The 23,762-nt window shown below is 38.8% G+C and carries 18 protein-coding genes and 1 rRNA gene; 9 read left to right on the top strand and 10 right to left on the bottom strand.

Annotated elements, in window-relative coordinates; genetic code table 11:
- Nucleotides 1–90: 90 nt before the first annotated feature.
- Nucleotides 91–1,365 carry a malic enzyme-like NAD(P)-binding protein gene (locus DPV85_RS07510; protein ID WP_111327591.1) on the bottom strand — a complete coding sequence of 425 codons (1,275 nt, stop codon included), beginning with the start codon at nucleotides 1,363–1,365 and terminating at the stop codon, nucleotides 91–93.
- Nucleotides 1,366–1,565: 200 nt separating this feature from the next.
- Between DPV85_RS07510 and DPV85_RS07505 the strand changes: the two genes are divergently transcribed.
- The 3 genes from DPV85_RS07505 to DPV85_RS07495 are packed head-to-tail and all read left to right on the top strand — an operon-like array spanning nucleotide 1,566 to nucleotide 4,095.
- Complete coding sequence (locus tag DPV85_RS07505; protein ID WP_111327590.1) at nucleotides 1,566–2,195, top strand: DUF1919 domain-containing protein; 630 nt, start codon at nucleotides 1,566–1,568, stop codon at nucleotides 2,193–2,195.
- 9 nt (nucleotides 2,196–2,204) lie between these two features.
- Nucleotides 2,205–2,903: a 16S rRNA pseudouridine(516) synthase RsuA gene (gene rsuA, locus DPV85_RS07500; RefSeq protein WP_111327589.1), complete on the top strand. Its 699-nt coding sequence runs from the start codon at nucleotides 2,205–2,207 to the stop codon at nucleotides 2,901–2,903.
- 1 nt (nucleotide 2,904) lies between these two features.
- A complete protein-coding gene (locus DPV85_RS07495; protein WP_111327588.1) occupies nucleotides 2,905–4,095 on the top strand; it encodes a Bcr/CflA family multidrug efflux MFS transporter in 1,191 nt (396 codons plus the stop codon).
- Nucleotides 4,096–4,170: 75 nt separating this feature from the next.
- On the opposite strand, the gene DPV85_RS07490 is transcribed toward DPV85_RS07495, so the two are convergent.
- From DPV85_RS07490 to DPV85_RS07480, 3 genes are all read right to left on the bottom strand, one after another.
- Nucleotides 4,171–5,610 (bottom strand): alanine/glycine:cation symporter family protein, encoded by a 1,440-nt coding sequence (locus DPV85_RS07490; RefSeq protein ID WP_111327587.1) that lies wholly within the window; start codon nucleotides 5,608–5,610, stop codon nucleotides 4,171–4,173.
- 136 nt (nucleotides 5,611–5,746) lie between these two features.
- Nucleotides 5,747–6,664, bottom strand: a complete 918-nt coding sequence (nagK, locus tag DPV85_RS07485) for an N-acetylglucosamine kinase (RefSeq protein WP_111327586.1) — start codon at nucleotides 6,662–6,664, stop codon at nucleotides 5,747–5,749.
- Nucleotides 6,665–6,808: 144 nt separating this feature from the next.
- Nucleotides 6,809–7,534 carry a phosphatase PAP2 family protein gene (locus tag DPV85_RS07480; RefSeq protein WP_165816489.1) on the bottom strand — a complete coding sequence of 242 codons (726 nt, stop codon included), beginning with the start codon at nucleotides 7,532–7,534 and terminating at the stop codon, nucleotides 6,809–6,811.
- A gap of 67 nt (nucleotides 7,535–7,601) precedes the next feature.
- On the opposite strand from DPV85_RS07480, the gene ribA reads away from it, so the two are divergent.
- Nucleotides 7,602–8,249, top strand: a complete 648-nt coding sequence (gene ribA / locus DPV85_RS07475) for a GTP cyclohydrolase II (RefSeq protein ID WP_005696347.1) — start codon at nucleotides 7,602–7,604, stop codon at nucleotides 8,247–8,249.
- A gap of 44 nt (nucleotides 8,250–8,293) precedes the next feature.
- Here ribA and DPV85_RS07470 read toward each other — a convergent pair whose 3' ends face one another.
- Complete coding sequence (locus DPV85_RS07470) at nucleotides 8,294–8,437, bottom strand: hypothetical protein (RefSeq protein ID WP_014065561.1); 144 nt, start codon at nucleotides 8,435–8,437, stop codon at nucleotides 8,294–8,296.
- 171 nt (nucleotides 8,438–8,608) lie between these two features.
- On the opposite strand from DPV85_RS07470, the gene queC reads away from it, so the two are divergent.
- The 5 genes from queC to gltS all read left to right on the top strand — a co-directional run bounded on the left by queC (nucleotide 8,609) and on the right by gltS (nucleotide 16,109).
- Nucleotides 8,609–9,286 (top strand): 7-cyano-7-deazaguanine synthase QueC, encoded by a 678-nt coding sequence (gene queC / locus DPV85_RS07465; RefSeq protein ID WP_111327584.1) that lies wholly within the window; start codon nucleotides 8,609–8,611, stop codon nucleotides 9,284–9,286.
- Nucleotides 9,287–9,482: 196 nt separating this feature from the next.
- Nucleotides 9,483–11,381, top strand: a complete 1,899-nt coding sequence (gene parE, locus DPV85_RS07460; RefSeq protein ID WP_111327583.1) for a DNA topoisomerase IV subunit B — start codon at nucleotides 9,483–9,485, stop codon at nucleotides 11,379–11,381.
- Between the two features lie 16 nt (nucleotides 11,382–11,397).
- Nucleotides 11,398–12,591, top strand: a complete 1,194-nt coding sequence (gene nirK, locus DPV85_RS07455) for a copper-containing nitrite reductase (RefSeq protein WP_111327582.1) — start codon at nucleotides 11,398–11,400, stop codon at nucleotides 12,589–12,591.
- Between the two features lie 11 nt (nucleotides 12,592–12,602).
- On the top strand, nucleotides 12,603–14,858 hold the full coding sequence (gene parC, locus DPV85_RS07450; RefSeq protein WP_111327581.1) for a DNA topoisomerase IV subunit A: 2,256 nt from the start codon (nucleotides 12,603–12,605) through the stop codon (nucleotides 14,856–14,858).
- A gap of 36 nt (nucleotides 14,859–14,894) precedes the next feature.
- Complete coding sequence (gene gltS / locus DPV85_RS07445) at nucleotides 14,895–16,109, top strand: sodium/glutamate symporter (protein WP_049368873.1); 1,215 nt, start codon at nucleotides 14,895–14,897, stop codon at nucleotides 16,107–16,109.
- A gap of 51 nt (nucleotides 16,110–16,160) precedes the next feature.
- Here gltS and mfd read toward each other — a convergent pair whose 3' ends face one another.
- The 5 genes from mfd to rrf form a co-directional block, all read right to left on the bottom strand.
- On the bottom strand, nucleotides 16,161–19,598 hold the full coding sequence (gene mfd / locus DPV85_RS07440) for a transcription-repair coupling factor (protein ID WP_111327659.1): 3,438 nt from the start codon (nucleotides 19,596–19,598) through the stop codon (nucleotides 16,161–16,163).
- Between the two features lie 118 nt (nucleotides 19,599–19,716).
- Nucleotides 19,717–19,890, bottom strand: a complete 174-nt coding sequence (locus DPV85_RS09940) for a DUF5363 family protein (RefSeq protein ID WP_014065161.1) — start codon at nucleotides 19,888–19,890, stop codon at nucleotides 19,717–19,719.
- Entirely contained in the window at nucleotides 19,887–21,731 is a 1,845-nt protein-coding gene (locus tag DPV85_RS07435) for a tRNA(Met) cytidine acetyltransferase TmcA (RefSeq protein ID WP_207798040.1), read from the bottom strand. Before DPV85_RS07435 ends, DPV85_RS09940 begins: the two co-directional genes overlap by 4 nt.
- A 3-nt stretch (nucleotides 21,732–21,734) precedes the next feature.
- Entirely contained in the window at nucleotides 21,735–23,501 is a 1,767-nt protein-coding gene (locus tag DPV85_RS07430; protein WP_111327580.1) for an ATP-binding protein, read from the bottom strand.
- A gap of 102 nt (nucleotides 23,502–23,603) precedes the next feature.
- Nucleotides 23,604–23,719, bottom strand: a 5S ribosomal RNA gene (gene rrf, locus DPV85_RS07425).
- Nucleotides 23,720–23,762 lie beyond the last annotated feature (43 nt).

Raw genomic sequence — 23,762 nt, 5'->3', positions numbered from 1 at the left:
AATGTGCTATTCCTTCCATAGACAGATAAAAAAACACAAAGTGCGGTTAAAAATATCATCATTTTTTAACCGCACTTTGAAAGAGAAAGATTAAGCTGCAACTAATGCTTTTAATTGTTTTTCATAAGCTGCCCAATCTGTAATTGGACGAGTTGCTACGCCTGTTTCCATCGCTTTTTTCGCTACCGCAGAAGACACGGTAAATAATAAACGAGGATCGAACGGAGTTGGAATCACATAATCCGGTCCAAAAGATAACGCACCATAATTAGCAATAATTTCTAATGGAACGGGTTCTTTCGCCAAACCTGCAATTGCATGAGAAGCCGCTAATTTCATTTCTTCATTAATCGCGGTTGCGCCTACGTCTAATGCACCACGGAATAAGAATGGGAAACAAAGTACGTTATTTACTTGGTTTGGATAGTCGGAACGACCAGTACAAACAATCGCATCCGGACGTACTGCTTTCGCTTCATCTGGGGTAATTTCAGGTACTGGGTTAGCCAATGCTAAGATTAATGGATTCTCCGCCATGGTTTTCACCATTTCAGGTTTTAATGCACCGGCTTTAGAGCAACCTAAGAACACATCGGCTCCCTTAACGGCATCCGCTAATGTGCGCCAACCATTATCTTCAATTGCGTAAAATTGCTTGGTTTCATCCATGTTATCGCCACGGCCTTTGAAAATTACACCTTTAGAGTCACACATGGTGATATTTTCTTTTTTGAAACCTAATGCTCGAAGCAAGTTAGTACACGCAATGGCTGAAGCACCTGCGCCATTTACCACTAAGTGAACATCTGCAATGTTTTTTCCAATAATTTCTAATCCGTTTAATGCTGCCGCACCGACGATGATAGCTGTACCGTGTTGGTCATCATGGAATACCGGAATTCCCATACGTTCACGCAACGCTTTTTCAATGTGGAAACATTCCGGTGCTTTGATATCTTCAAGGTTAATTCCACCAAAAGTAGGTTCTAATGAAGCAATAATATCGATTAATTTATCTGGATCATGTTCATTGATTTCAATATCAAATACATTGATGCCGGCAAATTTTTTGAACAATACCCCTTTCCCTTCCATAACAGGTTTTGAGGCAAGCGCACCGATATTTCCTAACCCTAATACAGCAGTACCATTTGAAATAACGGCCACTAAATTAGCACGCGCAGTATAACGACTTGCCGCTGAAGGATCTTTTTCAATCTCTAAGCAAGGCTCAGCAACACCGGGAGAATATGCAAGGGCTAAATCATGTTGGGTTTCTAGCGATTTGGTTGGGGTAACGGCAATTTTCCCCGGAATTGGGAATTCATGAAAATCTAATGCGGCTTGGCGTAATTGTTCGCTCATATAAAAATACTCCATTTTCACTTAGGCTAAATAAAATTTGCGCCATTATACTCTCTTTTAAACAGAATTTTGTGACATACCGCAAAAATTTTACAAAATTATTACAAAAATATGAGTGAAATCGACCGCACTTTTGTCTTTTCTTCACATTCAGAAGCAAAAACGTTACTATATCGCAAAAAATATACAGGATATAAATAATGAGTTTGTTTTCTAAATTTAGAAGTGCCATCAATAAATTACAACGGAAAGCGATTAATAAAACCTTTCAAAAACGGTTAACTAACCAAGGCATGTCAGTGATTTCTGCTAACTGTGTCGGTGCATTTATTTTGCACGATCTAAATCAGCCTTTTAATTCTCCGTTTGTTAACCTTTATTTAGACCCAAGCGATTTTGTTCGCTATCTACAGAACATCACATTCTATCAAGCACAACCGCTTCAATTTATACAAACAGAAAAACCATATCCTGTTGGTTTATTAGGTGATCTTAAGGTGCACTTTATGCACTACCACTCCGAACAAGAGGCTCGGGAAAAGTGGGAAGCACGCTCACAGCGTTTAAACCTCGATAACTTGTTTATTATGATGACAGATAAAGATGGTGGAAAAGGTGCAAAATATGAAGACTTGCAAGCCTTTGATAACTTGCCTTATCCAAACAAAGTTGTCTTTACCCACAAGCCATATCCCGAATTAAAATCTGCTTTCTACATTAAAGGCTTTGAAAACAAAGGCGAAGTGGGCGATTTATTTACTTTTTCTGGTTGGAATGGCGAAAAATATTACGATCAGTTTGATTACGTCAGCTGGTTCAATCAAAAATAAGAGTTTACGATGCGACTAGATAAATTTATTGCTGAGAATACAGGTTTAACCCGTTCACAAGCCACCAAGGCCATTCGCCAAAGTGCGGTCAAAATTAATGGTGAAATTGTGAAAAATGGTGCGACCAAAGTAAGCCTAGAAGATGAAATTTATTTTGAAGATGAATTGTTGCCTTGGGTAGAAGAAGGGCAATATTTTATGTTGCATAAGCCACAAGGCTACGTTTGCTCTAATGATGATGGTGACTACCCTGCTATTTATCAATTCTTTGAACCGCCGCTTTCTGGTAAGTTACACAGTGCAGGGCGATTAGATGTGGATACCACAGGACTCGTACTATTAACGGATGATGGTCAATGGTCACATCGTATTACTTCACCAAAACATCAATGCGAAAAAACCTATTTAGTCACTTTAGCCGATCCAGTTGAAAACCATTATGCTTCAGCCTGTGAAGAAGGTATTCTGCTACGTGGTGAAAAAGAACCCACTAAGCCGGCGAAATTAGAAGTATTAGATGATTACAACGTGAATCTGACTATCTCTGAAGGGCGCTATCATCAGGTGAAACGAATGTTTGCTGCACTGGGCAATAAAGTCGTTGCGCTACACCGTTGGAGAATAGGCAACGTTGAATTAGATGAAAGCTTAGATGAAGGCGAATTTCGTCCACTCACTCAGGAAGAAATCGACAATTTAGTGAAATAATATGAGCCAAAATATTAAACCTACCTTTATTTTTATCGCCACGCTCGGCATCCTCTCGATGCTACCGCCTTTGGGCGTGGATATGTATATTCCGTCCTTTTTAAATATTGCTGAAGACCTAAATATCAACTCCGAGCAAGTTCAGCACACGCTGACATTCTTTGCTTACGGCATGGCTGCAGGACAATTATTCTGGGGTCCCTTTGGGGATAGTTTTGGTCGCAAACCGATTATTTTATTAGGTGTCATTATTGGTGCTATCACGGCCATCATTTTAACGGGTATTCATTCTATTGGCAGTTTCACTGCGCTGCGTTTCGTTCAAGGTTTCTTTGGAGCTGCGCCTGTTGTGCTTTCTGGGGCTTTATTACGAGATTTATTTAGCAAAGATCAACTGTCTCGAATCATGTCCACCATCACGCTTGTCTTTATGATCGCACCGCTTGTTGCGCCAATAATTGGTGGATATATCGTGAAATATTTCCACTGGCATATGATTTTTTATGTGATTGGCATCATGGGATTTCTTGCGGCATTGCTTGTCTTTTTCATTATTCCCGAGACCCATAAAAAAGAAAACCGTATTCCCCTGCGTCTTAATATCATTGCCCGTAACTTCATGACGCTTTCCAAACAAAAAGAAGTGTTAGGTTATATGGCGGCAGCTTCTTTTGGCTTTGGTGGTTTATTTGCTTTCGTCACTGCTGGTTCGATTGTTTATATCGGTATTTATGGCATTCCAGTCGATCAATTTGGCTATTTCTTTATGATCAATATCGCGATTATGACCGCTGCTTCTTATCTAAATGGAAAATTTGTATTGAAGCTAGGTGCTGAAACCATGTTACGAATTGGTATTGCCGTACAATTTATTTCAGGAATCTGGCTATTTTTAACCGCACTTTTTGATTTTGGTTTTTGGTCAATGGCAATTGGTGTGGCCTTTTTTGTCGGTCAAAACCCATTAATCTCATCCAATGCTACCGCCTCTATTCTAGAAAAATTCCCAACGATGGCAGGAACTGCAAATTCATTAATGGGAAGTGTACGTTTTGGTGTCGGTGCGGTGATGGGTTCCTTGGTAGCGAGCTTTAAAATGGAAACCGCTGCACCAATGCTCTATACAATGACAGCTTGCGTGGTTATTTCTGCTCTTTCTTATTACTTCCTTACTTATCGAAATGAACGATAAAGTGCGGTCAATTTTCAGATCAATTTAAAACAATAAAGGCGGGAATTTCCCGCCTTTTCATATTTCATTAAATGCTTATTTCCAAATTCGATGCTCTAATACTCGCTTTTTAATTTCAGGATAGAGGTCAATTTTAAATTCAGGCTCTTTTCCTGCTTTTAATTGATGTTGATAGTCTTTCATTAACTTCCACACAATCGGGGAAAGTAAAACGATCGCGACTAAGTTAATAATTGCCATCACGGCCATCACCGTATCCGCAAAATTCCACACGACATTGCCTGATTTTACTGAACCGAAATAAACAAAGAACAATACCGATAAGCGGAACAACCATACAAACCAAGGTTTATTTTTAATAAAGCGAATGTTACTTTCCGCATAAGCATAGTTACCAATGATAGAGGAATAAGCGAAAAGCAATAAGATGAAAGCTAAGAAGTGTACGCCAAACTCCCCTACATGATAACGCAAGGCATTTTGTGTTAAGGAAATACTTTTCAGTGTTTCACTGCCGTAATTATCTGAAAGCAGGATAATCACTGCCGTACAAGTACAGACGATCATGGTATCCACAAACACACCAAGCATTTGCACTAAACCTTGGCTTACTGGATGTTTTACATGTGCTGCAGCGGCCGCATTTGGTGCAGACCCCATCCCTGCTTCATTAGAGAATAATCCACGTTTTATCCCCATCATCATGGCTTTGGAGACTAAAGCACCAAGCATCCCACCTGCGGCAGATTGGAAAGTAAAGGCACTTTTGTAAATATTAGCGATTACCGTCGGGATCATATCAATATGCATGCCTAAGATAATTACCGCCATGATTAAATAAAAGAGCGCCATCATTGGTACTACGCTACTAGAAATTGTTGCAATACGCTTCACGCCACCAAAAATAATGGCAGCAGTTAATACCACTAAAACAAGACCAACATATTCACCTTGCCAATCCCAAGCATTTTTAGTTGCTTCTACGATTGAGTTTGCTTGCACTGAATTAAATGCAAAACCAAAAGTAAAAATAAGTGATACGGCAAATGCTACCGCTAAGCAACGTGATTTTAAACCTTGTGTAATATAATAAGCGGGGCCACCACGGAAAGAGCCATCTTTATCTTGAATTTTAAATACCTGTGCTAAAGTCGATTCCGCAAAGGCACTCGACATGCCAATAAATGCCGTTACCCACATCCAAAATACGGCACCTTCACCACCAAGCGCAATAGCTGTTGCCACACCACTGATATTACCTACGCCAACTCGACTAGCAAGCCCAGTTGCAAAAGCTTGAAATGGCGTTAAAGAATTTCCCTCTGCTGCACGACCAAACCACATTTCGCGAATACTTGCAGGGAAAAGACGTAACTGCACTAACCCAGTAGTAATGGTAAAAAATAGACCTACACCTAATAAAATAACAATGGTGATATTCCATAATGGCTCATCAAAATGTTCGATAATCCATGTCAATCCTTGTTCAATCCAGTTCCCAAATTCTGTCAGCATAAAAACCTCACTTAAAAAATCCACATTCTGATTGTAAATAGACAAAAGAAAAAATCCAGTTTTCTTAGAGGAGAACTGGATTCTTATCCTATAACATAAAATTTATTCAAATTTTCACTGTATTTTTAGATTAAATCTATTCACAGTTTAAAAATAATGCTGCAGCACCACGAACACCACCGGAATCACCATGTTTTGCTTTTTTGATTGGAGGCACTTTTGCACTACGCATTAAATGAGCTGGCAATGATTTTGGTAACGCTTCATAAAGATAATCAAAATTCGATAAACCACCGCCGAGTACAATCATATGCGGATCAAATGCAGTGATAATGTTGCCGATAGAAATAGCCGCTAATTCAACAAAAATGCGAACAAAATCAACCGCACTTTCCTCTTTCGCATAAAAACGATCGATAATATCTTTGGCTGATAATTCTTCCCCTTTTAAATCACGGTACAACATTTCAAAACCGCGACCAGAAATATACGTATCTAAACAGGCCTGATTGCCACAACCACATTGGTAAATTGGCGCTTTATCCCAGCCTAATAATTTTAAGGCATGATAATTTAATTGAAGGTGGCCTAACTCTCCTGCCATTCCCACTTGTCCTGAGTGAATTTTGCCATTAATCACAAAGCCACCACCAAAACCAGTGCCTAAAATCAGCCCTAATACGGAAGGATATTGGGTATTTTCCTCATCACAAGCTTCAGAGAGTGCAAAACAATTTGCATCATTTTCTGCCCGCACTTCACGATCTAAAACGCGTTCAAGATCGGCTAAAATAGGCTTATTATCTGCAACACGAATATTCGTCACTTCAGCAAGCCCTGTTGTCAAATTAACAAAACCTGGCAACCCAAGGCCTACCGTTCCTTTTTCACCAAAGTGGGCATCCGCACGTTCGACCAAAGTTTTAATCGCCTGTAACCAATCTTGATAATCTGTTTGTGGCGTTGGCACGCGTTCGGTATAAAGTTTTCCTAATTTTTCATTAAAAGCAGCTAATTCAATCTTTGTGCCACCGATATCAATACCGTAGTACATATTGTCTCCTCAAAATAGCGGTCAAAATTGTTGGAATATATAGGTTGCATTTTCCTTGAAATCAAAATGAAAATCCATGATAAAAATCATATTTTCGACAAGCAATAAAAAGACCGGCTTTATTACTAAAACCGGTCTTTGATGCTATTTATTGTTAAATAAGCCTTTCTTCTGTAAGAAACCAAAAATAATCAAATGAACAATCCATGCCGAAATTATCGCCACAAATAAATCGATAGGATAATGCATTCCAAGGCGGACTCGGCTAATCAACATTAATACGCTCCAAATGGTTATAGCACCAATCAGTAATTCTGCTTTAAAAGAACGTTTCCCTAATAATTGGCTAAATCCGACGGCTAACATAAGCCAAGTGGCGGCAAAAATAGAATGTCCAGATGGGAAAGAATAACCGGTTTCATCTTCATAATGAGCTTTTAACCAGGCAGGTGTATCCGCTTGTGTAGAATAAAATTTATCCACTAATTTCGCACGTTCTGAACGATCTTGATGATAAAAAGCATCCGTAGTACTTTCTGTTTTTTCCGCTAAATAGACGGTAAAAGGACGAGGCTCGGCAAAAACCGTTTTTAAACCTGTTTTAATTACTTGTGTAGATAATACCGACAGGCCCATTACAATCACACCCATAATCCACTGTTTACGGTCTTCAAAAAGAAAACGGAAAAGTAAAGCAAACACACCACAGGTAATTAAAGCATAAGGTACGCTACCCGTTTCGGTTAGAAGATAAAGCCAATAATCCCATTCCATTAATTGGTTGTTTCCATGCCAATGATAAGCAAAACCCCAAACAAAAAATGGTACAAGACAAAGGAATAACGTATATAATGATAGCCTTTTAAACATTGTTGCCTCTTGATAATAAAAATAAAGTACATATTTTAGCAGAATAAAGTTGAAAAAAGGATACGTTATGTCAAAAATCCAACTGGTTGCTCAAGCCAATTTACCTACCGAATATGGCATATTTAAAATGGTCGGATTTGAATTTCCCGATACAAAAAAAGAACATGTTGCATTAGTAATGGGTGATATTTCAAACCAAGATGAGCCTGTACTCGCTCGCATTCATTCGGAATGCTTAACGGGTGATGCATTGCACAGTTTAAAATGCGATTGTGGTTTCCAGCTTGCAGCCGCATTACGTCAAATTAGCGAAGCGGGTCGAGGTGTGTTGATCTATCATCGTGAAGAAGGGCGAGGTATTGGTCTAATTAATAAAATTCGTGCCTATTCATTACAAGATCAAGGCATGGATACTATTGAAGCTAACCTTGCGTTAGGTTTTAAAGCTGATGAACGTAACTTTAATGTATGTGCCGATATGTTTGAATTATTAGGTGTGAAGCAAGTTCGCTTGATGACAAACAACCCGCAAAAAGTAGAAACCATGAAAAAAGCGGGAATTAATATCGTAGAACGTGTACCGTTGAATGTAGGTGAAAACCGTTACAATACGAAATATCTTGATACTAAAGCAAAAAAAATGGGGCATTATATTGTGCATAATAATGAAGAACATTTAATGACTTGCCCACATTGCCAAGAAGAAGTGATTTAATAAAAAAGCCATACAACTGTATGGCTTTTCTTTTATCAAAACAATTATTGATTAACGCCCCAATGACGAGTATCTTTATCAAATTTCATGCCTGAATGCGATCCTTCTGAACCATTAAAATAAACGTCTTTATTTGCACAAGCTGAAATCACTAATGCACCAATAACAATAAGAATCAATTTTTTCATTGTATTTACCTTTTTTAAAACTAGCTTGCCTAAATTGTATCACAATTTTCTCCGATTTTTCCTGCTTAAATTAGTCCTTTTCTTGCAAAATTTATCTTTGACTTCTACAATACCGCCTCATTTTTAACCTTGTAGTTCGCAAACCTCCTACATAAAAAAACTAGGTATCCTATGAATATTTCAAATCCTAATCTCAATCGTAAAGCCCTTGTGATCTTCTCTGGTGGACAAGATTCCACAATCTGTTTAATTCAAGCCATTGCCGAATATGGCGTGGAAAATGTCGAAACCGTCACCTTTCAATATGGCCAGCGCCATGCCATTGAATTAGAAAAAGCCAGTTGGATCGCCAAAGATCTCGGCGTAAAGCAAACGTTAATTGATACATCGGTTATCAAATCTATCACCCACAACGCCTTAATGGATGCAAACGCTGATATTGAGCAAAAAGACGGTGAATTACCTAATACCTTTGTGGATGGCCGAAATGCGCTCTTCTTATTGTATGTGGCAATTTATGCAAAAGGCCAAGGTATTAATGACATTATCACAGGCGTATGTGAAACAGATTTCAGTGGCTATCCCGATTGTCGCGATGTATTTATCAAATCCATGAATGTCACCCTTAATTTAGCCATGGATTATCCCTTCAATTTAAAAACACCGCTAATGTATCTCACCAAAGCACAAACTTGGGCATTAGCTGATGAATTAGGTGCGTTAGATTATGTTCGTCAGCATACCCACACTTGCTATGAAGGTATTGAAGGTGGCTGTGGAGAATGCCCAAGCTGTAAATTAAGAGATAAAGGCTTACAGGAATATTTAGCAACAAAAGCAAAAGCTTAGTATCGAGATAACTCAATCTATCACAGATTAAATAGATTCAAATGAATCCAAAGTGCGGTCAAAATTCACGTCAAATTTTGACCGCACTTTTACTTGATATAGTATCCTTATCTTTTCTCATCTTTGATTTTATAAACGCGTCATTTTTTGATAAAATCATGCTAATTTTTTTATAAATAAGTAACTAATTTTAAAAATGACTACAAATTATTCTGCTCAAGAAATTACGGTTCTAAAAGATCTCGAACCGGTGCAAATTCGCCCCGGTATGTACACGGACACTACCCGTCCAAATCACCTTGCTCAAGAAGTTATCGATAACAGTGTGGATGAAGCCCTTGCAGGTTTTGCCACTAAAGTTGAAGTGATTTTACATGCTGATCAATCACTTGAAGTCATTGATAATGGACGCGGAATGCCAGTGGATATTCACCCAACTGAAGGGGTTTCAGGTGTGGAAGTCATCTTAACCAAGCTTCACGCTGGCGGTAAGTTTTCGAATAAAAACTATGAATTTGCTGGTGGTTTACACGGCGTGGGGATTTCTGTCGTCAATGCCCTTTCTGAACGCGTTGATATTCAAGTTAAACGTAACGGTGAAGTGTATAAAATTGCTTTTGAAAATGGCACAAAAGTAGAAGAATTAGAAGTCATCGGGACTTGTGGCAGACGTACAACCGGTACCACCGTTCACTTCAAACCTAATCCAAAATATTTCGATAGTAAGAATTTTTCTGTTAGTCGTTTACGCCACTTATTACGTGCGAAAGCCGTGCTTTGTTCTGGCTTAGAAATTAAATTTGTCGATAAAGTGAATAACACCGAAGATGTGTGGTGCTATCAAGATGGTTTATCGGATTACTTAACCGAAGCAGTAAATGGTTTTGAAACCTTACCTGAAAAACCTTTTGTCGGTGAATTTAAAGGATCCACAGAAGCGGTAAGCTGGGCATTATTATGGTTACCTGAAGGTGGTGAGCTTATTGCAGAAAGCTATGTAAACTTGATTCCAACAGTACAAGGCGGAACACACGTAAATGGTCTTCGCCAAGGCTTGCTTAATGCCATGACCGAATATTGCGAATTCCGCAATAAATTACCACGTGGGGTGAAATTAACGGCAGACGATATTTGGGATCGCTGTGCTTACATTCTTTCACTAAAAATGCAAGATGCTCAATTTGCTGGCCAAACGAAAGAGCGTTTATCTTCCCGTCAAAGTGCGGTCTTTGTTGCGGGGGTTTTAAAAGATGCCTTCAGTTTATGGCTAAACCAAAACGTACAAGATGCGGATCGCTTAGCTGAAATGGCGATCAGTTCTGCACAACGTCGTCTGAATGCAGCCAAAAAAGTCGTACGTAAAAAATTAGTGAGTGGCCCTGCTCTACCAGGTAAATTAGCCGATTGTGCATCACAAAATTTAGAAAAAACCGAATTATTCTTAGTAGAGGGTGACTCTGCGGGTGGATCGGCCAAGCAGGCGCGTGATCGTGAATATCAAGCTATCCTGCCGTTACGCGGAAAAATCTTAAACACTTGGGAAGTAGCTAGTGATCAAGTGCTTGGCTCAACGGAAATTCATGATATTGCTGTGGCGCTTGGTATCGATCCTGATAATGAAGACCTATCTCAACTTCGTTACGGGAAAGTTTGTATTTTAGCCGATGCGGACTCTGATGGTTTGCATATTGCCACCCTACTCTGTGCACTCTTTTTACGTCACTTCCCTAAATTGGTTCAAGATGGACACGTTTATGTGGCAATGCCACCACTCTATCGTATCGACTTAGGTAAAGAAGTCTTTTATGCCCTCGATGAAAACGAAAAAGAAGCAATTTTAGAACGCTTAAAAGGTAAAAAAGGCACTTTAAACGTACAACGATTCAAAGGTTTAGGTGAAATGGATCCATCACAATTACGTGAAACCACCATGGATCCGAATACACGCCGTTTAGTTCAATTAACCTATGAGCTAGGCGAAGATCAAGGCGCAGAAACATTAGAATTAATGGATATGTTACTCGCCAAAAAACGAGCGGAAGATCGCAAAAATTGGTTACAAACCAATGGCGATCAAGTGGATTTAACCGTTTAATTATTTGAGGTCAATCATGAACGAACAACGTCGAGATTTTTTTAAAAACAGTGCACTAGGCCTAGCAACAATTACATTAGGTGCTGGTTTAAGCCTTATTCCTTCTGCTCAAGCGGAAGAAAAAGCCTCAAATACAACAACCACTGCAGTTGAGAATTTACCAGAGATTGAAGCTGAACTGACGCTTGCGCCAAATGTGCCAAAACCGATTGAACGTAACTATCCGGCAAAAGTCGTGGTAAAACTGACCGCACTTGAACAAATTATGGATTTAATGGATGGTGTACAATTTAAATTTTGGACATTAAACGGCAGTGTACCTGCGCCATTCATTCGAGTACGTGAAGGCGATATGGTGGAAGTACAACTTTCCAACTCAGCGAGTTCAATGATGCCCCACAGTATCGATTTCCATGCAGCTGCTGTGCCAATGGGCGGTGCTATCGCGAGTGAAACCCCTCCAACCCGCACATCCACCTTTCAATTTAGAGCATTACGTTCGGGCATTTATTTGTACCACTGTGGCAGTCAGCCTGTGGATATTCACCTTGCTAAAGGGATGTATGGTTTAGTTTTAGTTGAGCCAAAAGAAGGCTTGCCAAAAGTGGATCGCGAATTTTACATCATGCAAAGTGAATTCTATACCAAAGGTGAATTTGGCGATCCCGGCTTGCAACCATTCAGTATGCAAAAAGCCATTGATGAACGTCCTGAATACGTCCTCTTCAACGGCAAAGTCGGCGCAACAATGGATGGAAATGCCTTAAAAGCGAAAACCGGTGAAACCATTCGTCTATTCGTAGGAAATGCAGGACCAAATTTATGCTCTTCTTTCCACTTAATTGGTGCCGTATTTGATAATGTGTATGTGGAAGGCGGTACGCTTGTTAATCATAATGTTCAAACAACTTTGGTTCCATCTGGCAGTGCTACCATGGTGGAAACTCGAATTGATGTACCGGGCACTTATGTCTTTATGGATCACTCGATTTTCCGTGCTGTAAATAAAGGCACAATGGGACAAATCGTGGTCGAAGGCGAAAAAAATCCGAATATTTATTCCGGAAAACTAAAAGACGAAGCCTTTAAAGAAGCCAATCCACAAAAACCACAACCTGTTCCTTACGAAATTGACAGTCATAAAGGAATGGATATGGGGCATTCTCATCACGAACATTCTGATGCGAGTTCCGGTGCAACCAGAAAATAGATTAGAAGAATATGAACAATATTAATTACGAAGGCATCGAACAGATACCACTTCGCACCTTTACAGAAAAGGCTTACCTTAATTATTCCATGTACGTCATCATGGATCGTGCCCTGCCTTTTATTGGCGATGGCTTAAAGCCCGTTCAACGCCGTATTGTCTATGCGATGTCTGAACTGGGTTTAGATGCCGCGGCAAAATTTAAAAAATCTGCACGTACTGTCGGTGATGTGTTAGGTAAATTCCATCCGCACGGCGACTCCGCTTGTTATGAAGCCATGGTATTAATGGCTCAGCCCTTTTCTTACCGCTATCCTTTGGTAGATGGCCAAGGAAACTGGGGGGCACCAGATGATCCTAAATCATTTGCGGCAATGCGTTATACAGAATCTCGCTTATCCAAAATTTCTGAAATTCTATTAACTGAATTGGGTCAAGGCACTGTTGATTTCCAACCAAACTTTGATGGCACCTTAGAAGAACCACAATATTTGCCTGCTCGTTTGCCTCATATTCTGTTAAACGGTACTACCGGGATTGCCGTTGGTATGGCAACAGATATTCCACCACACAATATTAATGAAGTGGCAGATGCAACTGTCCTGCTATTAGATAATCCAAAAGCAGGATTAGATGATGTACTCAATATTATTCAAGGCCCTGATTTCCCAACTGAAGCGGAAATTATTTCGCCAAAAGATGATATTCGCAAAATGTATGAAACTGGTCGTGGTTCTATCAAAATGCGGGCAACATGGCATAAAGAAGACGGTGAAATCATCATTAGTGCACTTCCTCATCAATCTTCACCATCAAAAATCATTGCGCAAATTGCTGAGCAAATGACAGCAAAAAAATTGCCAATGGTGGAAGATATTCGTGATGAAGCAGATTACGAAAATCCTGTGCGTATCGTGCTTGTACCACGTTCAAATCGCGTTGACACAGATGCCTTGATGGCGCATTTATTTGCGACGACTGATCTTGAAAAAAGCTATCGTGTGAATATGAATATGATCGGGCTTGATCATAAACCAGCCGTGAAAGGCTTACTTCAAGTCCTTACTGAATGGCTGACATTCCGTCGCACTACCGTGACTCGTCGTTTACAACATCGTTTGGATAAAGTACTCGCTCGTTTACATATTTTAGATGGTTTAATGATTGCCTTCCTCAATATTGATGAAGTCATTGAGATTATTCGTACTGAAGACGAACCTAAACAAGTTTTAATGACTCGCTTTAACTTAAGTGATGAACAAGCAGAAGCCATTTTAAACTTACGTTTACGCCATTTAGCTAAATTAGAAGAACATCAATTACAAGCTGAAAAAGATAAACTCGAAGAAGAGCGGTCAAATTTAGAGTTAATTTTAGGATCTGAGCGTCGCTTAAATACTTTGATCAAAAAAGAAATTCAAGAAGACGCAAAAAAATACACCAGCCCTAGAATGTCTCAATTAGTTGAACGTGAAGAAGCAAAAGCCATTTCTGAAAGTGAAATGACTCCGGCTGAACCCGTTACTGTTATCTTATCTGAAATGGGATGGGTACGCTGTGCAAAAGGGCATGACATTGATCCGGCAGGCTTAAGTTATAAAGCAGGCGATAAATATCTCGCTCACGCTTGTGGTAAAAGCAATCAACCCGTAATCTTTATTGATAGTACTGGTCGTAGCTACGCTTTAGATCCATTAAGCTTGCCTTCTGCGCGTTCCCAAGGTGAACCGCTCACCGGTAAACTTACATTACCAGCTGGTGCGACTATTGAACAGGTTATTATGGAACCTGAAAAACAAGAATTATTGATGGCATCAGATGCAGGATATGGTTTTATTTGCAAATTTGAAGATTTAATTGCACGTAATAAAGCTGGAAAAGCCTTGATTTCTTTGCCAGAAAATGCGAAAGTCTTGAAACCTGAGACACTTTCCGAGTCGGCCTCACTTCTTGTGTCCCTCACTTCAGCGGGCCGAATGCTGATTTTTCCGGTACGGGATTTACCGGCATTATCAAAAGGGAAAGGCAACAAAATCATCAGTATTCCAGCAGCGAATGCAAAAGCGCGGTCAGAATTATTGGTGAAATTGTTCTTAATTTCAGAGCAAGCCAGCCTTGAGTTCCATTCCGGTAAACGAAAAATTACTCTAAAACCGGAAGATCTGCAAAAATTCCGTGCTGAACGTGGCAGAAAAGGCTCCCAATTACCACGTGGATTACATAGTAATGTTGACATTGTGGTGGTTGAACCTGAACACAACTCATAAGAATTCTCGAAACCAAACTAAATAGGAGGATATTTCGTGAATATTGTTTTTGATACCTATCAAACACTTGCTTTAGCAAGTTTTGTATTATTACTCGGTTTTTTTCTAGTAAAACGCATTCGAGTTTTACAAACATTTAATATCCCTGAGCCTGTTGTTGGCGGCTTTATTGTGGCTATTGCATTAACGGTTTTATACAAAGTAAATGGCACTTCATTCACTTTTGAGAAAAGCTTACAAACATCGATGATGTTAGTCTTCTTCTCCTCTATCGGTTTAAGTGCAAACTTTGCTCGCTTAATTAAAGGCGGAAAACCATTAGTTATCTTCCTCTTGGCAGCGGCAATACTCATTGTTTGCCAAAATATTATCGGTATTCTGGGTACTCAATTATTAGGCATTGATCCTGCTTACGGTTTACTTGCCGGTTCAGTTACCCTAACTGGTGGTCATGGTACAGGTGCGGCATGGGCAGAAACTTTCACTAAAGAATTTAATCTACCTGCTGCCACAGAAATCGCCATGGCATGTGCCACATTCGGTTTAGTCTTTGGTGGTATCTTAGGTGGTCCAGTATCTCGTTATTTATTAAATCATCAAAAACAAGGTGAAAATCCAGAGAATGATGAAATAGATGACGTACAAGAAGCATTTGAGCACCCAACTTACAAACGTAAAATTAATGCGCGCTCAATCATTGAAACCATCGCAATGCTTTCTTTATGTTTACTCATCGGTCAATACTTAGATGGCTTAACAAAAGGTACACACATTCAATTACCAACCTTCGTATGGTGTTTATTTACAGGTGTAATCATTCGTAACAGCTTAACCCACTTATTCAAATTCCAAGTGGCTGATTCAGCGATTGACGTATTAGGCAGCGTAGGTTTATCTATCTTCTTAGCGATTGCTTTAATGTCTCTAAAACTTTGGGAGCTAGCAGGTCTTGCAACAGATGTATTGGTTATCTTAGCGGTTCAAGTTGTCTTCATGGCTTTCTTCGCTATCTACGTCACATACCGTATGATGGGTAAAGATTATGATGCGATTGTATTAAGTGCAGGTCACTGTGGTTTCGGTCTCGGTGCTACACCAACAGCCGTTGCTAACATGCAAGCGATTACCAGCCGTTTTGGACCATCTCACAAAGCGTTCTTAATTGTACCAATGGTAGGGGCATTCTTTATCGACTTATTAAATGCCGGTATCTTAAAAATGTTCTTAAGCGTTGTTGAAGCGCTTCACTAATAAAACGTAAAAAAGAAAGGCTGACATGTTGTCAGCCTTTTTATTTACTTGCTACTCAGTCAGCGTCTTGACTAAATCCATCACAAATTCTAACCGCTCTTTATTTTCTGGAAGCGCTTTCACAAACTTAAATTTTAATGGTCCATCAAAGCGATAAACAATTGGATTTTGTTGAATTAATTTGATGAATTTTTCTGGATCAACTTTTGCTGAAGGAGAGAATTCAATAAAGCCACCTTGAGCCCCTGCATCGATTTTCAGTACTTTTAATGGTTTCACCATTAAACGCATCTCAGCAATTTGTAAAAGATTTTTAGTTGCTTCAGGTAATAAGCCAAAGCGATCAATTAATTCAACTTTTAATTCGTCTAACTCTTGCTTACTTTCCGCTGCCGCAATCCGTTTATAGAATGACAAACGCATATTCACATCGCCAAGATAATCATCTGGCAATAAAGCTGGAACACGTAGCTCAATTTCAGCTTGTTGATGTGTAATCTCTTCTAATGAAGGTTCTCTGCCCTCTTTTAAGGCTTTGACTGCCGCATCAAGTAATTCCATATAAAGTGAAAAACCGATGCTTTCAATTTGCCCACTTTGTTCATTCCCTAATAATTCACCTGCACCGCGGATCTCTAAATCGTGCGTCGCAAGAATGAAGCCTGCACCTAAGTTATCTAAACTTTCTAATGCCTCTAAACGACGTTTCGCATCTTTCGTCATTAATTTCGGCGGAGGTGTAAGTAAATAGGCATAAGCTTGGTGGTGAGAACGTCCCACTCGACCACGCAACTGGTGAAGCTGAGCTAAACCAAAATTATCTGCACGTTCAATAATGATCGTATTTGCCGTTGGTACATCAATCCCTGTTTCAATAATGGTAGAACAAACTAATACGTTATAACGTTGATGATAAAAATCACTCATCACGCGTTCAAGTTCACGCTCTCGCATTTGACCATGACCAATCACGACACGAGCTTCTGGTACAAGTGCGGTCAGTTTTTCTGCCGTATTTTCAATACTTGCCACATCATTATGCAAATAATAAACTTGCCCACCACGCAAAATCTCACGAAGAATCGCTTCACGAATAATTAAATCATCTTTCTGGCGAACAAATGTTTTGATACTCACTCGACGAGCCGGTGGCGTCGCAATAATAGAAAGATCGCGAATACCATTCATCGCCATATTCAAAGTACGAGGAATTGGTGTTGCGGTCAGCGTTAAAATATCAATATTCGCTCGAAGTTGTTTAATTTTCTCTTTCTGTCCCACACCAAAGCGATGTTCTTCATCAATGATAAGTAAGCCAAGATCAGAAAACTTCACATCGGACTGAATCAATTTATGGGTTCCAATCAGAATATCGACTTTTCCTTCGGCTAAATTTTCTAAGATTTGTCTTTGCTCTTTGGCTGTTTTAAAGCGAGAAAGCACTTCCACATTAACCGGAAGATTAGCAAAACGATCTTTAAAATTCTCGTAATGCTGTTGAGCTAACAAGGTTGTTGGAACCAATACAGCGACTTGTTTATGATTCATTACAGCCAAAAATGCGGCACGCATCGCCACTTCCGTCTTCCCAAAGCCTACATCACCACAAACTAAACGGTCCATCGCTTTAGGCTGGCACATATCCGAAATGACTGCGTTAATCGCCATAGCTTGATCGTGCGTTTCTTCAAAAGGGAAGGTTGCAGCGAATTGCTGGAATTCCTCACGATCATATTTAAACTCAAAGCCTTTTTTCACTTCTCGTTGGGCATATACATCAAGTAATTCAGCGGCCACATCACGAATTTTTTCTGCTGCCTTTTGGCGCGTTTTCGCCCACGATTCATTACCTAATTTATGCAATGGTGCGGTTTCATCTGAGCCACCGACATAGCGACTAATTAAATGAAGAGAACCAACAGGCACATAAAGTTTGGATTCATTCGCATAATTGATCAGCAAATATTCTGCTTTTAATCCCCCAGTATCGAGTGTCACTAAGCCACCATAACGCCCAACACCATGATCTAAATGCACCACAGGCTGCCCAATTTTTAATTCAGCCAGATTACGCACTAAGGTATCTGGATTCACCGCTTTACGTTTATCACGCTGACGTTGTTGTACTCGCTCGCCTAAAATTTCATGTTCAGTAATAACGGCGAGTTTAGCCTCATCAAGAATAAAACCTTGCTCAAGACGACTTACCCACAGATTAAACTTGTCTTGATTGGCTTCAGATAAGGTTTTAATCTGTTTAGGTTTAATTTTTAAGGGTGAAAGTAAATCCAGTAAGGTTTCACGTCGTCCTTCGGTTTCAACTGAAAATAAAACATTTCCTTTAAAATGCTCAATAAACTGACGAAGTTGGGATAACGGTTCTTTTTGCTGTGATTGAATGGTCACGGCTGGTAATGCGGACACCGCTAAATTTTTCTGACGAACAGATGACCGCACTTTTTCTGCTTTAAAATTAATTTTAGGATAATTTTTTAATGCATGATTTACCGCATCAATGCTTAGCCACAAACGTTCTGGCGGCAAAAGAGGGCGCATTGGATCAACTTTGCGATGCTCATAACGCTGTTTAGCATCAAGATAAAAACGTTCACCTTGTGCTTGATTTGTTTCCATATCCACAAACAACGTTTTTTCTGGCAAGTAATCAAACAATGTTGCCATTTCATCAAAGAATAGCGGCTGCCAATATTCAATCCCTGAGATTAGTGTGCCTTTACTGATTTGCTGGTAAATATGTTCTGGATCGCGACGAATTTCTCCAAAGGTTTCTCTAAATTGTGTACGGAAAAATTCAATGCCTTTCTCATCAGTTGGAAATTCATGTGCAGGTAATAAATTAATAGATTGAATTTCATCTAACGTTCGCTGCGTATCAACATCAAAAGTACGAATCGAATCAATTTCATCATCAAAAAAATCTAAGCGAAATGGAACCGCACTTCCCATTGGGAAAAGATCTAAAAGTGATCCGCGCACAGCATATTCACCATGTTCTAGTACTTGCTCTACGGAACGATATCCTGCTGACTCTAATTGTAATCGCAATTTTTCAATGACAAGACGGTCACCTTTTTTAATTAGAAGGACATTGTGCTGTAGATATTTCGGCGGGCACACTCGCTGCATTAATGTGCTAATAGGTAAAACAAAGATACCTTTTTTAGTATTTTGTAAATGAAATAACGCACTTAAACGCGAAGAAATAATTTCTTGATGAGGAGAAAAAGAATCGTAAGGCAACGTTTCCCAATCAGGAAAAAACTGAACGGGCTGAGAAGTTAAATCCGGTAAAACTTGTGATAAACGAACCGCACTTTTGGTATCCGGTGTCACAACTACAGTCAATCCATCGTATTGCTCAGCAATTTCACTAACAGCAAGTGCATCTGCACTCGCTAATACATTGCCAAGAATTTTATGATCATTGGGCTGAGTCGGAATATCAAAATTAAAATAGGTTGTTTTCATAAGTGCGGTCAATTTTTATCTCATTTTTGAGTGAACAGTTGATTAGTTTAGCAAATTAATTCTACTTTTCAATAATTATCTGTATAAAAAAACAGGGTTTAAGTAACCCTGTTTTCTTTTATTTTTTGAGTGGTTCTAGTGGTTTCTCTTTTTTTACCTTACCATCATCATCAAATTCAATGCGTGGCATACAACCTCGACAACTACCTTTATCTAAACCAAGCTCACTGCAAAATTTATTATATTCATCTACTGCTTTACGGAACCAACCTTTTTTTTCTTGTTCGCTCATTTTGCCTCCTTTTTTAATTTTTGTGCAATTTCCGAACGTAATAATTTTAACCCATTTTTCTTGTTATAGGGTATTTGTTTTGTAATGAAATAATCTCTCATTAAAGGGCAATCTTTTTCATCTAAATTCATTAAAAATCGACGAATTGCTGGCAAAGCGGAAGCTAAAGTGCGGTGAAAATAAGCAAAATTTTTTAAGCTGAGCCAGTCTTCGTCAATCAATTCCCAATTTACTGATGTGATATTAAATTCCTGAACGAGAGGATGGAAAGACAAAGGTATATTCCGTTGAAAAGATTGTGTTGCTTCTTTTTCTAATTCAATGCCTTGTGTAGAAAGTCCTTTTAGAGCGATAGCTGAATAACAACCACTACTTGCCTCTAAATGCTCGCCTAAATGAACAAGAGAAAAACCACATTTCTGCCAAAATTGAGCCAGTTCTTTGGTATAACCGAAACTCACTGATAAATAATCTACATTGGCATTTTGCGTGATATATTCAATAAGTTGTGTACCAATACCATGTTGCTGCCACATAGGCTGAACCGCAATTCTCGAAATACGTAAAGAATGCAATTCACAAGCCTTTTGTTGTTGAGCATGAAAACAAAGTGCTTGCGGGACAAGATTACCTTTAGGGCGTCTAATGCCTAGATTAATGGCCTCTATAAGCGATGAATCTTCAATCCCGCCTTCTTTTAATGCCCAAACTGCGCCTAGTAAATTTTGCTCATTTTCAGCAGTAAAAAAACACTGTGAATTGGCATCAAATAATCGCCGTAGATCTAATGGTGATGTACGATAATGAGCTAATGTCATCAAGCCATAGAATTGGGGCAATGAAGAAAGTATTTCCTCTTGTGATCGTTCAGTGATTTGGCATATTTTGCTTTTATCGTATGGCGTTTGTTTAAAATCATCCTCTATATTCAATAATAAAAGCTCATCAATAAATGCCTCTAAAACATCATCTTTAGACCAACGTAGCGGTTCAATAAGCTCAAAGTCAGAAAAAGTGCGGTTAATTTTTTGCTTAAATTTAAGCTCAAAGCCTCGCCCAGTTCCCTCATAACTATGGATGGTAGTCGTAAATAAAATATGCTTAAAATGGTGGGAAAAAGCAGTAAGTTGAGCAATCGGTAGCATTGCCGCCTCATCAACAAAAAGCCAAGCATTTTCAGAAAAAGAAGGAGTATTTTGCAAAGCAAGGAAAAGCTCATCTGGTGCAATAAAGATAATCTCTTTTTGTGAAAATTCTGCCAAAATTTTAACCGCACTTTTATTCGGTGCGGTGAGGTAAATTTTAGTATCCAGTTGATTCGTTAATAAACCTGCTAGAGCTGATTTCCCTCTTCCTCGTTTGGCAGTAAGAAAGTAGAGCTCAGATTCTTTTTGTAAGATTTGCTCAATGATTTTCTGCTGATCTAAGGTCGCGTTGTGATTGACAAATGATTGTTGAAAAGTGCGGTCAAATTTTAAATCATTTTGATGATAAAGGATGGAGAAGCCATATTTATGAATACAATGCTTAAAATATGTCATAAATCTTGGCGTAGCAATTGCCTCAAGCGAACCTGACCAACGGAGACTATCTTCATCTATTTGAGAATGAAGTTTCTCCCAATTTGATAGCAATACAATTAAGACGCCATTCATTTTCAATGTACCTGCCGCAATAGCGAGCGCCTCTAAATGGATGCCTTTTCGGGCATCAAACAAGATCGTCTCAAACTCTTGCCCAAGAAGATTTTGAATTTTAGAAAACTCATTAATGATCAAGGTATTTGCCGGCAAATTAGACGGCATATTCTCACTGATCAAAATTTGAAAATGACGGGTCATGAATTACTTTTCTAAATACGCTTCTAATTCAGCTACATTTTGAGGCCATTCATTACTGAGTTGCTTTATCCATGAAGCAATATCCAATGTCCAATTTGGCAATGAGGTATCTTGAGCCTGTTTTGCGATATTTTGAACATTAACAAGCCCTACCGAGGCAGCTGCACCTTTAATTTTATGTGCGACATCTGACACTGTTTGTTGCATATCTGAATTTGCAAGATAATCCTCATAAGCTGTTTCTAATTCATCTAAATAAATTGGCATCCATTGTTTAAATAACACCACATTAGCTTTAGCTTGAGATTTTCCTATTAACTCAATAAGTGAAATATTGATGCCTTCTTGAACTTGAGAAATTTCTTCTTCATCAGAGATACATTCAATATCATCGCCTAAAAAAGTTTTAAAGCACTGACGTAATTCAACCAAAGAAAGTGGCTTACGTAATACACCATCCATTCCTTGCTCTTGATATTCTTCTTCGCTGTGCATCACGTTTGCTGTAAAGGCAATTAAAGGTGGAAGAAAATCATAAATTCCTTCTTCGTAGTTTTTACGTAGATAGTATGCAATATCAAAACCTGACATATCTGGTAACTTAATATCAAGAAAAACAATATCATAAGTATTTTTCTCAAATAATTGGATAGCCTGTTCACCATTCATCGCAACATCAACATAATGGCCTTGCTTTTCAAGAATACTTTTGGCCACAACCACATTCAATTCAACGTCTTCTACTAATAAAATAGAAAGATGCTGCATGGCTTTTTCAGCATTACCATCATGAGCCTGAGCTTTTTCTGCAATGATCGTTAAGTAAAAGGTTGAACCTTTTTCTAATTCACTTTCAACCGTTAAATCCCCTTGCATTAATTGAGCTAAATTCTTAGAAATTGCAAGACCAATGCCACTTCCTGCAGAACGATGAATATTATCTTTAACCTGATAATACATGGTAAAAATCTTATCTAATTCACAAGGTGCAATACCTGCCCCCGTATCAGTAACATTAAATTGATACTGATTATCTTGCATTTTCTGCACCCTTAGAATGACTTCACCTTTGTCAGTGAATTTGACGGCATTACTAATTAAATTCCAAAGAATTTGGCTAAGGCGAGCACGATCGAGATAAAGCCAATTAGGTAAATTATCATCCAGCTTTAAAGAGAATTTTAGCCCCTTTTGTTCTGCCATCAGGGTGCCAAAATTATAGAAATCATTAAGTAATGAATGGAAATCACAAGGCTGAATATTTAATTCAATACGCTTAGAATCAATCTTATCTAAATCAATAATATCACTAAAAATATGGCCTAAACTGACCGCACTTAGATTAATCGTATTCAGATAATTCTGTTGTTGTTCGGTTAATTTATCATCTAATAAAATTCGACTTAAGCCAATGATTCCATTTAAAGGCGTACGTAATTCATGGCTAATCGTTGCAAGTAAGGTACTTTTATCACGGCTATTTTTTTCTAATCTAGCAAGCGTTTTAGAGAGTTCTAAACGGGAACGTTCTAGTCGTTCAACAAGTAGCGTAAAGAAATAGATAACAAAAGGAGCAGTAAATAAACCAAAAGTGATCGACCGAGCTATGTCACTCCAGTGAATACCATCACTAAGGAGCGTGCTTAATAAGATTTGTATACAGATAGCTAAAATCGCAAGAATAGCGATACCAAGTAAAGAGAAACGAACTCGACCTAATCGAATAACCCAATCAACATAACGTTGCGCAAAATATCTAAAGTTTTTCATGGTTTATATTGAGAAATTAAAATTGAGATCATTCTATATAATTTTTAATAAAAATCTATAAACAAAAACCCCAAGCTCTTCAGCTCGGGGTTCACATTCACTACCTGGCGGTGTCCTACTCTCACATGGGGAAGCCCCACACTACCATCGGCGCATCGGCGTTTCACTTCTGAGTTCGGTATGGGGTCAGGTGGGACCACCGCTCTATCGCCGCCAGGATTATTCCTTTAATAACTTTTCTATTTCTCTCTGCTCCGCTAT

This window comes from Haemophilus parainfluenzae (assembly GCF_003252725.1).
GTDB lineage: Bacteria > Pseudomonadota > Gammaproteobacteria > Enterobacterales > Pasteurellaceae > Haemophilus_D > Haemophilus_D parainfluenzae_L.
Note: the sequence above shows the minus strand (reverse complement) of the source record. Positions and strands in the feature narration are given on the sequence as shown.